We start from the raw sequence: 14,102 nt of genomic DNA, 5'->3' as shown, positions 1-14,102 counted from the left end.
GTAAGTAAAAAATAAGACATAAATACATATTATCATGATTTAAATGTTGAAATAATATATACTTAGTATATAATTACTCCGTAAAGGAATGGGAGGAGTTTGCAGATGATTCAGATCAAGCATGTGAAGAAGGAATTCTTTCAAGGCCAGGAGCGGACTGAGGTGTTGAGGGGCGTTGATTTGACGGTAGAAGAAGGGGAGTTTGTAGCGGTGATGGGACCGAGTGGTTCTGGAAAAAGTACATTACTTCAGCTGTTAGGCGGGCTTGATCTGCCTACTGATGGAGAGATTTTGATAGATGAGCATCAGTTGAGTGAGATGAATGAGAAAGAGAGAACGATTTTTCGCCGAAAACAGATTGGGTTTGTGTTTCAAAATTATCAGCTGCTGCCTACATTAACTGTCGAAGAAAATGTGGCGTTTCCGCTGCATGCAGATGGACGTTTAACAAAGGAGAATCAACAGACGGTTGTAGAACTGTTAGAGGCTGTTGGCTTGAATGGACTTGGGCGGAAACGGGCTAGTTTGCTGAGCGGCGGGCAGCAGCAGCGTGTAGCGATTGCAAGAGCTCTAGTCAATCAGCCGTCAGTGTTGTTAGCAGATGAGCCGACGGGGAACTTGGACCGGCATAGAGCGGAGGATATTTTGGCGTTAATGTGCAAGTTCAATCGAGAAAGCAAGCAGACGATTATCATGGTGACGCATGATATTTTCGCAGCAGGATTTGCGGATCGAATCATCCTTTTTAAAGACGGTGTTATTGATCAAGTGATCTCTAGAAAGGATGATGATTATGCTCAGTATGTGGCGAATTTCATGGCGTAACATGATTCAGCATAAAAAGCGGTTCGCCATTTCTGTCTTAGGCATCATGGTGGGAATTGCTTTTGTCACGTCGATGCTCATTGCCGATCGAACGACAAATGATGTGTTTCATTATTATGAGCAAATGTATGTCGCTGATGCAGATTATTGGGTGTTGAGTGATGATCATACGTATGATGAGGAACAGATCTCCTCCATTTTAAAGCATCCTGATGTGACAGGATCATTATTAGCGCTGGATAAACAGACGTTTTTTGATGTAGAAGGTGATCACTCTCTTAACCAACGGGCGGTGCGAATTACCGGAGTACAAGATCAAACGAGCTCTTTACTGAAGCTGCCTGTGATTGAAGGGCGTTTGGATAATCAGGGGTTGGTCATACCAGATGTTGTGGCGAAGCTGCTGAATAAAAAAGTGGGAGATACCATTCGTTTTTCTGATTTGGGCGAAGCGAAGGTATCTGCCATTGTGGAATATACACAGCTGCTTTCAAGTCCGAGTGACTGGAAGAGTGCAGAATCATCGAGCTTTCGTGTGATGGCGCCGCTTGATATATTGAGAGACTGGACGGGAATGGATGATCAGCTTTCTTATATGAGATTTCAGACAAATGAAGGCGGGGAACAGCTCTTTCAATCTTTACAGAAAGAGTTCAAGGATGCCGATGTTTTTGTCCAGCCTGTGGTGGCGGATGACCGGCAAAGTAATGACATTGGCGGGTTGTACACGTTCTTTTACCTCATCGCAGGGCTGTCGATGTTTATGAGCGGTTTTATCGTGTTTAATATGATTTATACGAGTGTGATGGAACGGAAAAAGGAATTTGCGATTATGAAGAGCTTTGGTTATACGCAGGGCTCTGTTTCTAAGCTGATGTTGATTGAGGTTTTGATCTTGGCATGTATTGGAACAGCCATTGGGGTGCCGATTGGTGTTTGGCTTGGAGATGTGTTCATGCAAACACTGCTTGGTGTGTTCGCTTTTGATATGGTGTATTCGTTAGATTGGCAAGTGCCTGTTGTAATTTCAGTGATCATTGGTATTGTGTTCCCTGTGCTGTTTTCGTTATTTCCGATCTATCATGCAGGGAAAACGTCTGTGCTACTGACTTTAAAATCCACTACCCAAACTTCTACACTGAAAAAACAATCGGTCATTAGAGCGGTGATAGGGATAGGCTTGCTTTCATTTGTATGGGTGGATCATCCGGCTGCTTATCTTGGCATTTTAGCCAGCATGGTTCTGTTATTCCCATTTTTTCTGCTCTTTTTGAACCGGTTGTTGGCGCCTCTTTTGAAGTTTGTCTTTGGTTACCCGGGCCATCTATCCTCGCAGCATGTCACGCAGCAACTGAATCGAAATGCCAATACGGCGGCGATTCTAGCTGTTGGGATTGCTGTGATCTTGCTTTTAAGTGCGGTCATTGAATCGGCTCCAGATGGCTATGAAAAAGAGATCCGTCAAACGTACGGCGGTGATCTCAGGGTTACCTCTGAAGCGCCATGGACGAAAGCGGATCAAGAAAAGCTGTCATCCTATGAGTCTGTTGAGCGGGTGGAACCGATGATGGAAGCGGCTCCTTTGACATGGGAAACGGCCCATGGAGAGAAAAGACAATTTTCTATCATCGGTGTGGATGAGAAAGGACCTTCTTTTATAGAAGGTGACAATAAAGGCGATTTGTATCAACGATTATCAGAAACGCCTTCTATCGTGTTAGGAGAGCGTGCGTTTGATGAATGGGGTGGGCGTATTGGAGAGAGTGTGTATCTCAATGCACCTTCTGGCCGGCAGCAGTTACAAGTCATTGATGTGGTCAAGACTTCTCATCATTCGGGTTATGTGGCATTTGTCGATCAGACATTTTTACAAGAGGATTTAGGGTGGACGCAGCCCCTTGATATCCTGCTTACGTTAAAAGACAAAGGTGCCGGTGAGTCTTTACGAGATCAGCTATGGGAAGACTTTGGGCAGCGGCTTTCAAAGGTGAAAACAGTAGAGGATGAGATTGAATCAACGACATCGGCTTTAACTGGTATGAACGAGTTAATTTCTATGATGCTCATTTTCATTATTGGGCTCGCGAGCATTGGAACAGCCAATACACTGCTGATGAATACGCTTGAACGTACATCTGAGATTGGCACCATACGGGCGCTTGGGCTGACAAAGCAGCAGGTGAGAAAAATGATCGTCGGAGAAGGTGTGCTCATTGGGTTATCAGGTGTGATTGGCGGCATTTTATTTGGTGTGATTCTTCTATATGTCTCAAGCCAATCTGATTGGCTGGGTGGATTTGTTTCATTCCAATTGCCGCCTGTGCATCTACTGCTGGCAGTGATCGCAGGAATTGCACTTAGTTTAGCGGCTTCGTGGATTTCTAGTGCGACAGCGAGTAAAATAGAGATGATATCATTTCTCAAAGAAGGTTAAATCATATGTCAGTGAAATACGGAATTTTAACATCGCTCTGTCAGCAGCAACATCATGGATATGAATTAAAGCTAGAGCTGGAGTCATTGCTCGGAATAAAAGGAAAAATCAACCCGGGTCAAATCTACACGACGCTTGATCGGTTAATTCGTGATCAATTGGTGACAGCAGTGGGAATAGATGACCAAGATCGAAAGTTGTACGACGTGACGGAAGAAGGCAGACAAGAGCTGGAATCATGGCTGTTGGCACCTGTTCCATATCATGCTGCAAAGGATGATTTTCACTTTAAATGGGGCTGTGCACGGAAAATCAGATTTCATCAAGAAAAAGAAATGCTTCAGCAGCAGAAAGCCGTCATCATGAAAGATGTGATGGAACTCACGAAGCTAAAAACGGAATGTCTTGTGCAAGGTGATGAGAGTCGGTACTTATTGATTTCTGGCACGCTGCTTCATTTAGAGGCTGATTTGAATTGGATTCATCAAATTGAGCATCGGAGCGGGTCATCATTTTAGAGAGGTCTTTCTTTTGAAGAAAGGTCTTTTTTTTGGCTTCGTTCGGAGCATATGCAGATAGGATGGGAAGAAAGTTTGGTATGATAGGTGGAAATTGATTGTATTTTCAGAAAAGGGGTTTGATCAATGAAAACATCACGTAATCCTGAGACCATTCATGCGCCAGTTGCACCGTACATCCATCAAATAGAGACAACAGGGCCGCAGCGGTGGTTAACCTTATCAGGGCAAGTGGGGATGGAAGTCGATGGGACCATCCCAGCGAGCCCGATGGAACAGCTCGAGCTAGCGTTAGAGAATGTAAAACGCAATGTAGAAGCGGCAGATATGAAAGTGGAAGATATAACGAAGCTTGTGTTCTATTTAGTAGGGGAGTTTGATGCCGAGAGTAGAAAACGAATCATGGGTCAGTTTTTAGGGGATCACCTGCCTTGTATGACGATGATTTATGTGGTGGCTTTGGCTTCACCTGCTTTAAAGGTCGAGGTGGATGCATGGGCTTGTCGGGATATGGACTTGATTTAATGATTATCTTGATGAGATAGATAATGAAAAATTTTTGCATAAGGGAAGTATGGGCTAAAAGATTGGGTTTTCATATCCAATCTTTTTTATATTTAGTTCTCTCTAATTTATTGATATAAAAACCTTTTAAGTATATTTTTAGAATATTTTACACAATTCCCCTTACTTCGACATTTTTCATATGGTAATATCAGGGTGCATGGAGATTGGGTCTATTGACACTATGCAAATTTTAAGAGGAGGTTTTACTTATGACAAGAAACCAAAAAGAGTGGGAATCTGTGAGTAAAAAAAGCCTTAAGCGTCCAGGTGGTACTTCAATTGTTAAGGCGGCTGGATGTATGGGGTGCTGGGCCTCAAAAAGTATTGCAATGACACGAGTTTGTGCACTGCCACATCCTGCAATGAGAGCTATTTAATGAATAACATAGGGAGTTAAGCATATATTGCTAGCTCCTTATTCTATAAAAGGGGTGTCTATTTATGTCAAGTAATCAACTAGCAGAATATGATTTACCTGAACTAGCGATTCATTTGCAGCCTCATGGCGCAGTCATGATAGATAGAAAATCAATGTATTATTTTAGATTGAGTGGAAGAGGGGCTCAGCTTGCATTTTTATTATCTAAGAATAAAGACGTGAGCAAAACTGCTCGTATCTGGGAAATCGTTAAAAAGGAAGAGCTAACAGCTGATCAGTTGCGTGAAGAATTGAGTGCCCATCCTTTTACAGAAGCTTGGACACAAGGGTTATTGAATCAACCTATTCAATTTACAGGATCTTTACAGTCCTATTTGCCAATTAGCTGTACTCTCCAATTAACAAACGCTTGTAACTTAGGTTGTTCCTTTTGTTATGCTAGTTCCGGTAAGCCCTATCCTGAAGAATTAACATGTTCCCAGTGGATTAATGTGATGCAAAAACTAGCTGCGCAAGGTGTGGCTGATGTCACTTTAACAGGGGGCGAAGCCAAACTCATAAAAGGTTTCAAAGAAATTGTGATGGTTGCGAGTTCATTATTTACGAACGTAAACGTTTTTAGCAATGGCTTAAACTGGAGACAAGAAGAAGTGGAATTACTCAGTCATCTAGGAAATGTATCTGTACAAATTAGTATTGACGGTACGAGCGACACTCACAATTCCTTAAGGGGAAGGAAAGGTGCTTTTCAGGAAAGTATGGAAACCATCCAGCGGTTAACAGAAGTGAATGTTCCTGTAATTGTTGCAATGACCATCAATGAAATGAACGCTGATCAAGTAGCAGAGGTTGTTGATCATTGTGCAAAAGCAAATGCCTCCATTTTCCGTGCTGGTAAGACATTATCCGTAGGACGTGCTACAAAGAATTTTAAAGCGCTAGAAACTTCGTTTGAGCAGCGTGTTCAAAGCCAGTTACAGCAGGCACGTTCTAAGTGGGGACACCATTTGAATATAATTGATTGGGAGCATGAAGAGAGTTCTTTTACAACTGATTTTTGTACACCGGGTTATTTGGCTTGGTATATAAGGGCAGACGGTTATGTGACACCTTGTCAATTAGAGGATATTCCTTTAGGTCACATTCTAACGGATTCTTTTTCTGATATTGGTTCACCAACACGTCTATTGAAATTGAAATGTGAAGCGAAAAACTGTAAATGTATAGGGAAAGTTGAACTATCTGAGCCAGATCTCCCCTTTGAAAATGAAATGAGAGCAGGCATCGCTCATGAATAGTATGACTTTTATTTTGTGGTCAGGTCTTGGAGTGATAGGGCTCTTCCTGTTTGCGAAGTATAGAGTTTCAACAATAGAATCAAACCTTTTAGATAAAATTGAGGCAAGAAAAGTTGGTATCGATTTTATTAGAGAGTTTGTGGGCATAGACGTGGAAGCTTGGGAGGTATATTCAGTCTATTGGTATGATCATGAAACAGTGAATAAGTTACATCATTTAGGTTTACTTAAAAAAAATCGACATATACTTCATGAAATGGGATTGGTTGAGTCTTGGCGTGTTCGTTTTGTTCACCAAAACCAATCATTCGTGATAGGAGTAAACGCTAAACGGGAAGTGACCTTTTTTTATGCAGATGTAAGGCAAACTTCATTATCTAAAAAAGACGGTCAGATTTCACTAGAAGGTTTAAAAGATCAATTGACTTGTTCTTCAAAGGGGTTATGGGCTAAGACAAAACCAACTGGTTCTGGTTCAAAAGAAGAGGATTTTCGTGAAATTAAAACATATTGGTATCTTGCTGAAAAGGAAGATATCCGACTTAAGGTAACAGTTGAAATGCAATCTGGTGTGATCACTTATATAGGCACAGATACAGAGATTTTAACGGATCAGATGAATAAAGTAATAAGAGATGAACAAGTTGAGTCTACTTTTGGTCTCTCAGGTATGTTAGGATCAGCTGCTGCGATGATCATGGCTATATTAGTTTTAGTTTTAATGAATGTTCAAATTCACCTCACATTAAGTCTTATGCTGGGTTTCATGATTGTACTAGTGCAATCTCTGACAATTAAGGAGGATATACAGTTAACGATAGTAAATGCTTACGATGCTAGGATGAGTGTTCAAACTGTTAAATTACTTGGTATACTCTCTACTTTGTTTGCAGGATTATTGACAGGATTTGTAGTATTTATATGTTCATTGGCAGGAGGCGCTCTTGCGAATGAATTAGAAATGAAATTTTTAGATGAAATCGTTGGACAAACTTTTATTGGTCTTAGCGCTGGGTTAATTAGTCTAGGCATCACATCACTGGTCTTTTACCTGTTAGAGAGAATGAATAAATTACGTATTTCTCCGGAACTATCAAATAGAAGTATGTTTTTATCTGGATTTACTTTAAGACAAGGGCTTAATATGAGTCTGCAAAGTTCTATAGGGGAAGAAGTAATATACCGACTCTTAATGATTTCTCTTATATTTTGGTTTAGTGGGAATGCGATATTGTCCATTTTAATATCATCTTTTTTATGGGCAATTATGCATCAGGTCACTGGGTATGATCCAAGATGGATTCGCTGGGCGCATCTTTTTGTTTTTGGATGTTTTCTTGGTTTTCTTTTTATGCATTATGGATTTATTTGTGTACTGGCGGCACATTTTATTCACAATTTTGTGCTCGTTTGTATGCCCTTATGGCAATTTAAACTTCAAAGATATCTACATACCAAAAAGCCTCAGCATACATCACTCTAATAAAAGGGAGAGATTTGATGCCATTCATGGAGGTTCAGAATGTAAGCAAACGATATAGCAATGGTGATGGGATAGAGGGCCTTTCATTTTCCATTGAAGCAGGGGAGGTTGTGGCGCTGCTTGGGCCTAATGGTGCGGGGAAGACGACAACCATTCGATGTTTAACAGGTCTCTATCAACCTGATCAAGGGGAAATACTCATAGAGGGATTTCCTCCTGGTCATTCCCATGTCCAAAAACAAGTAGCTCTTATTCCAGATCAGCCATATTTGTACCCAGATTTAACGGTTGCTGAACATGTTCAATTCCGTGCGAGGGGCTATCATAAAGGTTTAAAACAGATCAAAGAAAAGGTATTTGAGGCGTTGAAAGAAGTACATATCGAAATGAAGATGAACGAATTGTGCGGAAGGCTTTCAAGAGGTCAAAAACAACGTGTCGTCTTAGCAGGGGCCATTGTGCAAGATGCTTCCCTTTTTATTTTAGATGAGCCGACTGTAGGGTTAGACATCCCTTCGAAACAATGGCTGTCAGATTGGCTGATACAGAAGAGTCTTCAAGGTGGTTCGGTTCTTGTGTCCACTCATAGTCTGGAGTTTGTGCTAGATACGGCAAGCAGGGTGATATTGATTCGAGACGGTGCCATCATGAAAAGTATCGCTGTTCCTAAGCGGCAGGAAGAACAAATGAAGTGGCGGGCAGAAGTCATTCAACTTCTAGGGGAGTGGTCTAGTGAATAACACGCTTTCCCTTTTATGGATGAAATCCCAAAGGCGCTTGATCAGTAAAAATCAAGAAAAGAAAATGCCCTTTCTGATCTTGCTGCTTATGATTGGTGCCATTGGTTTTCAGCTGAGCGCAGTCTCAAGTATGGGCGATTGGAATGCGAGTACAGCTGGATGGTTCATTGTCGTTTTATTTGTTCTTTATACTGGCTTTGGTTTGTTTTCGAATCGATTGCCTAGTCAGATGAACGATATCATGTGGTTGTATGGAAGTGGTGCTTCCTTATGGACGGTTGTGATGAGTGTATGGGTATATCACATTTTTTGGCGATGTGCTCTTCTTATTGTTTCTGCTGTGATGGCTGATATCCTCCTTCTTTGTTTAACGCAGCAGTACTTTTTTCTACTTGGTAAATCACTCCTGTTAACAGCGCTGTTATGTATGATCGAAACATGGATGATTGCGGTATCTTGTGCAAGAACCATTCAAGTATATAAGCGAGTGCTCTTCATTGGTTTTATACTGATGTTTGGTTGTCTTTCATTGCTTATTATGAATCAATTGATATTGAAACAGTCGTCAATGATGGAGATATCTGCTTCTTTGATGTATCAAGTCGGACGCATGATAGAGGAGTTTTCATTCATTTCTGTATTGATATTACTTGGAGTGATGATTTTATCTTTCATGATGATGTACAGGTCGAGTCATCGTATAGAGATGATGGAGTCGTTAGTCAAAGAGGCGGCATTTTGGGAGGAATTTGAGGGGAAACAGGTTCATGTAAATCCAATAAGTCCAAAGAAAAGCAAGACGTGGTGGGGGCTTTCATCATTAACGGGCATCTGGGCTTTCCTTTGGCTAGAAATATTGATGATCAAAAAGTATGCTACCTTCCACCTGTTATCTACCATGCTGTTGATCGGTACTTACTATGTCGTCAGTTCTTATTTTTCAGATTGGTTGACTCTATTCTTTCTGGTCATTGGTGTATCTGTCCTGCTCAGTTCATATTACGCTGGGATTGTAAGACACGGGCAAACGGGAGTACTGTATCTTTTTCCGGGTGCTTTATATCAAAAGATTCTTCTATTGGAAGTGTTTCAAACCTTTTGGTTGTATGGTGTCTACTTGATTTCTCTTATCTTGTTAGAGATTCATGATGTATTGTATTGGGCCATTTATGGGGTAGGGGTTTATATTTGGTTTTTGACCATACGGCTCTTTGCCTTTACGCAACCTTTGAGACGAGAAGCGAGTCTTTCTTTGGGCATCTATTATCGATCATTGCTCATCGGATCTGTCATAAGTGCTACAGTCATCATTGGGATTCATCTGTTCACTAATGGCTGGTTTACAACGATGACATGTGTATTTGCTGGATGTGTATGTTATGTGATGTGTTATCGATGCCGTGGGACTCATTAAAAAGAGGAGTTGATTGTCATGAAACCAGAAGATAAGCTATCCCAATCGGTTCAACGTTTAGTCAATACCAATGAAGTAACGATCGTTCAAGCCATGGGGGAGTTAAGGAAATCAGGAAAAGAGGCAGTGCCAGTGCTTGTTGAAGCCTTAAAAGAAGAGGGTTCTTTGCGGAATATTGCAGCAGCGGTTCTTGGTGAATTTGGAGCAGATGCAGGGGACGCAGCAGAAGCTCTTGCCAAACTGTTAGAAAGTGAAGAAGAGGAGACAAGAATGGCGGCTGCGATCTCACTCATGAGAATTGGTCAGCCTAGTTTGCCATTTCTTCTGTCTTTGGCAAAGCGTTATGAGGGTCCTACTTGTTTTTGGGCATCGTGGTGTATCTCTTGGATTGACCCATCAAAAATCGAAAAAAATATGTACGAGTGCCTAAAACAGGAACAAGAGAATCCATCAGGAAATGTGGCCCCTTTTGCCGCAGAAGAGGCACTAGGAAAAATCATCGCTTTTCAATTAAAAGAAAAGGGGGATGAGTAGTGGAAACGCAAATACTTAAATGGCCTGAGCACCTTCCTTGGATTCATTCTTCACATCAGCGGTGTTTACCTGAAGAGCATACTCATCTTCTTTATTTTTGGTCAGTTAACTGTCCGCATTGTGAAGAATTAACCGACCACATTCTACATAGTGTGGATCAGTTGAGTATCCATTTAATCTGTGTCCATGTTCCATATACGGAAGAAGAAAAATCGATAGAGGTTGTTTCGAAATATGCGGAGGAAAAGAATCTCATTGCTCCCATTGTGTTGGATCAAGATTATGAGATTGTCACAAAATATAAAATTCAAGGATTGCCAAGTTTTTGCCTCATAGATAAAGAGGGACAATTAATTGATCGGAAAATGGGAGATACCGGCTGGGAAAAGATATTAAAAAAACTAGAAAAACGATCATAATTAGGGTTATGGAGGAGAGCGTTTTGTTTCAATCAAACCAAGAATTGAAAAAAACGGTGGTCTTTTATGCAGGTGTGGGAGCTGTTTTGCTGATTCTCATGATGTTGAAATGGCTGCCGGTTTCTGCGGACTGGGAGTTACCGTTGATTTTGTTTGGATTGGGGATTTTGTTTTATGTGAAGCGTGTGCTTTTTAAAGAAGAAAAAGATCATAAGGCATAAGTTTTCTACCGAGGTGATTTAGAAAGGTACAGTTGATGAAAGGTAAGTAATAAAAGGTTGGTTGCTGCATCCAACCTTTTATTACTTCCTGTATTGAGTTTAAAAACAAGGGAATGCTTTTATAGTCTCAGAGCAGTGTTTGAATCAAATTTTAAAAATCCAATGTCCTCCATGTATTTGAAATAGCGTTTGATTAAATGATCTTCCATAGGGGGATAGGTCATTCCATGTGCTTGGAGAACCGTTTGAGTATTTGTTGAGTCAAAGTGCGCCATGTTTTCGTATAGTTCCCAGACTGTTTTGTCTCGTTCTACCTTTTCAGTGAGCATTGGAAGAAATGGCGTAAGGGCGTTGTCTGCGTGTTGGTCGCTTGCTTGAATGAGAGCTTCTACCCAATCGTTATATGTTTTCTTTTCTAATGGATAGCCTATTTCTTCTGTGATTTTTTGAAAAAATTCACTTAATTCCATGCTTTCTTCTTGAGGTGGAACGAGGTGATAGGCTTTGCCGAAGTTGGCTGGATCCTTGCATATGGTTGTGATGGCTTTTGAAACAAAGTCGACGGGTACGAATTCTTTTCGTTGATTCGGTAGCTCACCGTAAGCCTTTAATTGGATGCATCCTTTGATTAGTCTCGCCATGTAATCCTCGGTATTATGAACGCCTGTTTGACTGTCGCCCATGATGAAGCCGGGGCGAAGGACTGTGATCGGCACGCCACGTTTTTTTGCTTCCCACATGATTTTTTCTGCCACCCATTTACTTTGAGAGTACCCAATGTCCTTTTCTACAATAGAAAGATAAGCATCGATGGATGTATCTTCAAAAAGAACGGTCGTGCCATCTAGATACCCGGCAGGTCCGAATATGGCAATGGTCGATAAGAAATGAACAGGCTTTACCTGTTCTGTGCAGGCGAGTTTGATGATATTTTCTGTGCCGGTGACATTTGTATCCTTGTGCATGTGATAGGGCTGAACGTAATTGACTTTTGCTCCATTATGATAGATGGCATCAATGTTTTGGGCGAGTTGTTGAAATTCCTCTGTTGAGAGCCCTAGTTGAGGCTTGTCCAAGTAACCTACAATCGGTTTTAGTTGTTTCAGATAATGTTCGTCCCATAGGTGATATTTCTCCATATTTACTTGTATTCTCTGTCTTGCGTGCTGTTTGTCTCGTGCTCTGATCACACAATAGATTTGGATGGAGGGATTCATTCGAACAAGCTCTTTAATGAGATAAGCGCCTAGAAAGCCGGTTGCTCCTGTTAATAACACGGCATTCTGCTTAAAGGATTTAGAATCGAATAGGTGCTTTGGTTGAATCTCTTCATCTAAAAATTCCTCTGATGTGAGCTGTTGTTTCGGCTCAGGTGTTTGATTTTGTAGCATAAGATGAACTTGTTGAATCGTAGGATGTTCATAAAGGGTGCTGGCAGGTAGTTCAACGTGTAATGTTTCCTGCATACGCATTAAGGTTTTGGCGGCAAGGATGGAGTTTCCTCCTAAGTCGAAGAAGTGATCGTTTGTGCCAATGGGCTCTACCTTTAATAGGTCTGTCCATATTTCACAGAGTGCTTCTTCGGTTTGATTGGTTGGTGCGACATATTTAGTTTGCAGGTTGGGTCTGTCGAAATGATGTCTTGGTAGTGCTTTTCGATCGACTTTTCCATTTGTGGTCGTAGGGAAGTTTGTTAATAGAACATAATGTGCAGGGCGCATGAAATCAGGGAATGTTTTCTTTGCATAAGTTTGAATGGTATATAGATCCCATGTCTTTTTGTTGGACGGAATGATGTATGCAATGATGCGTTTATCCCCAGGTATCACTTCTGTGGCTGTCACCAAACAGGATTTAACACTTGGATGCTGGATCAACACATGCTCAATCTCGCTAAGCTCAATACGAAAGCCTCTAATTTTGACTTGGTCATCCTTTCTACCAATATATTCAATCAGCCCATCAGGTTGTTGTCGAACAAGATCCCCTGTTTTGTAATAGGTTCTTCCATTCCGTTCGATGAAACGTTCCTTTGTTAGGTTTTCTCTTCGCCAGTAGCCTAATGCTAGTCCATCTCCTGAAGTGATGAGTTCCCCTATTTGTCCTTGAGAGACAGATTCACCTTGTTCATTTGTGATGTCAATGATGGTTCCTGCTACAGGTTTGCCAATTGGTATACTGACGAGATCATCCCAGGTGTCTGGCAGTTGAAAAGTTGTTGTGAAGATTGTATTTTCTGTCGGGCCATAGCCATTTATGATGGTCGTATGTGGGAGCTCCTTTAATGCTTGATGAACGGTTTGAGGAGACATGACATCTCCACCAGATACGATATATTTAACCGATTTGACATCGTTTAGGTGTGACTCGATCATCAAGTTGAACAATCCAGTAGTTAAAAAAAGAATCGATACATCATAGTCTTTAATGGTTTGACTGACGAGTTCAGGAGTCAGTTTTCCAGAAGGAGGAATAGCGAGTGTCGCTCCATTTAATAAAGCGGACCATATTTCAAATGTAGAGGAATCAAAAGAGATGGTAGATAATAATGCTAAGGTATCAGAAGAATTAACGGGCAGAAAGGAAGGGTTATGCGTTAGGTGCATGATACATCTATGTGTAATGATAACACCTTTTGGTTTTCCTGTTGTGCCAGAGGTATACATGATATAAGCGGCATCAGAAGGTTTGACATCAAAAGACGGGTTTGACATTGATTGTGTAAGGATGAGATGTTTTTCTTTATCTAAGTAGATAGTTGGAATAGGCAAGGAGGTTCGGCTTTGAGTGACATGTGATGTTGTGAGTAAAAACGATAGTTCGGCATCTTCAATCATAAATTGAATACGTTCACTAGGGTAATTTATATCTATAGGCACATATACGGCTCCTATTTTGGTGATAGCGAGAATAGAGATAATCAATTGTGGTGATCTTTCTAAGGCTAGGCCAATATGAGAAGCTTTCGTTACGCCCATTTTGATAAGGTAATTGGCGAACTGGTTACTTTGTTTCTCAAGTTCAGCATATGTGATATTCTGATGGTTGCACGCTAAAGCTGGATGATGCGGCGTGTGAGTGGCGTGGTGTCTCATGATATCACATAAATTTTGATCATTCATGATGATATTCCCCCTCTAGAATTTGATAGATTAGGAATGTTATTCCTAAATCCACCCAAAGTGTATATGAAGAAATATTCATTGTCAATGAAGGTCATATCAACAATAAAATGTAAAATTTATATAATAATTGAAATAATATGCAGAT

At 40.9% G+C, this 14,102-nt stretch carries 13 protein-coding genes; 12 read left to right on the top strand and 1 reads right to left on the bottom strand.

The genetic code is table 11. The features are described 5' to 3' along the window. The first annotated feature begins 105 nt into the window (after nt 1-105). The 12 genes from FXF70_RS16810 (at nt 106) to FXF70_RS16755 (ending at nt 10,832) form a co-directional block, all read left to right on the top strand. Nucleotides 106-825: an ABC transporter ATP-binding protein gene (locus FXF70_RS16810; RefSeq protein ID WP_047946097.1), complete on the top strand. Its 720-nt coding sequence runs from the start codon at nt 106-108 to the stop codon at nt 823-825. After that, nucleotides 794-3,259 (top strand): FtsX-like permease family protein, encoded by a 2,466-nt coding sequence (locus FXF70_RS16805; RefSeq protein ID WP_148780793.1) that lies wholly within the window; start codon nt 794-796, stop codon nt 3,257-3,259. The genes FXF70_RS16810 and FXF70_RS16805 overlap by 32 nt, the downstream gene beginning before the upstream one ends. Nucleotides 3,260-3,264: 5 nt before the next feature. After that, entirely contained in the window at nt 3,265-3,777 is a 513-nt protein-coding gene (locus FXF70_RS16800; RefSeq protein ID WP_007498534.1) for a PadR family transcriptional regulator, read from the top strand. A gap of 126 nt (nt 3,778-3,903) precedes the next feature. Continuing rightward, on the top strand, nt 3,904-4,302 hold the full coding sequence (locus tag FXF70_RS16795) for a RidA family protein (RefSeq protein ID WP_138824920.1): 399 nt from the start codon (nt 3,904-3,906) through the stop codon (nt 4,300-4,302). Nucleotides 4,303-4,553: 251 nt separating this feature from the next. Continuing rightward, nucleotides 4,554-4,721 (top strand): sporulation killing factor, encoded by a 168-nt coding sequence (gene skfA, locus FXF70_RS16790; RefSeq protein ID WP_017366484.1) that lies wholly within the window; start codon nt 4,554-4,556, stop codon nt 4,719-4,721. Nucleotides 4,722-4,785: 64 nt separating this feature from the next. Next, a complete protein-coding gene (gene skfB / locus FXF70_RS16785) occupies nt 4,786-6,021 on the top strand; it encodes a sporulation killing factor system radical SAM maturase (protein WP_008343919.1) in 1,236 nt (411 codons plus the stop codon). After that, nucleotides 6,014-7,504 (top strand): CPBP family intramembrane glutamic endopeptidase, encoded by a 1,491-nt coding sequence (locus FXF70_RS16780; protein ID WP_057078687.1) that lies wholly within the window; start codon nt 6,014-6,016, stop codon nt 7,502-7,504. Before skfB ends, FXF70_RS16780 begins: the two co-directional genes overlap by 8 nt. A 17-nt stretch (nt 7,505-7,521) precedes the next feature. Beyond that, nucleotides 7,522-8,244, top strand: a complete 723-nt coding sequence (locus FXF70_RS16775) for an ABC transporter ATP-binding protein (RefSeq protein WP_019744076.1) — start codon at nt 7,522-7,524, stop codon at nt 8,242-8,244. Continuing rightward, nucleotides 8,237-9,658, top strand: a complete 1,422-nt coding sequence (skfF, locus tag FXF70_RS16770; protein ID WP_148780792.1) for a sporulation killing factor system integral membrane protein — start codon at nt 8,237-8,239, stop codon at nt 9,656-9,658. Before FXF70_RS16775 ends, skfF begins: the two co-directional genes overlap by 8 nt. A gap of 18 nt (nt 9,659-9,676) precedes the next feature. Further along, entirely contained in the window at nt 9,677-10,192 is a 516-nt protein-coding gene (locus FXF70_RS16765; protein WP_008343915.1) for a HEAT repeat domain-containing protein, read from the top strand. After that, the gene (locus FXF70_RS16760) at nt 10,192-10,611 is read left to right on the top strand and encodes a TlpA family protein disulfide reductase (RefSeq protein WP_148780791.1); all 420 of its coding nucleotides are present in this window, start codon (nt 10,192-10,194) and stop codon (nt 10,609-10,611) included. Before FXF70_RS16765 ends, FXF70_RS16760 begins: the two co-directional genes overlap by 1 nt. Before the next feature lie 23 nt (nt 10,612-10,634). Beyond that, the gene (locus tag FXF70_RS16755; RefSeq protein WP_041091718.1) at nt 10,635-10,832 is read left to right on the top strand and encodes a hypothetical protein; all 198 of its coding nucleotides are present in this window, start codon (nt 10,635-10,637) and stop codon (nt 10,830-10,832) included. Between the two features lie 119 nt (nt 10,833-10,951). Here the strand turns inward: FXF70_RS16755 and FXF70_RS16750 are convergent, their stop codons facing one another. Beyond that, the gene (locus FXF70_RS16750; RefSeq protein ID WP_148780790.1) at nt 10,952-13,954 is read right to left on the bottom strand and encodes an amino acid adenylation domain-containing protein; all 3,003 of its coding nucleotides are present in this window, start codon (nt 13,952-13,954) and stop codon (nt 10,952-10,954) included. Nucleotides 13,955-14,102 lie beyond the last annotated feature (148 nt).

It is taken from the genome of Bacillus sp. Y3, from assembly GCF_008123875.1.
Lineage (GTDB): Bacteria > Bacillota > Bacilli > Bacillales > Bacillaceae > Bacillus > Bacillus altitudinis.
Note: the sequence above shows the minus strand (reverse complement) of the source record. Positions and strands in the feature narration are given on the sequence as shown.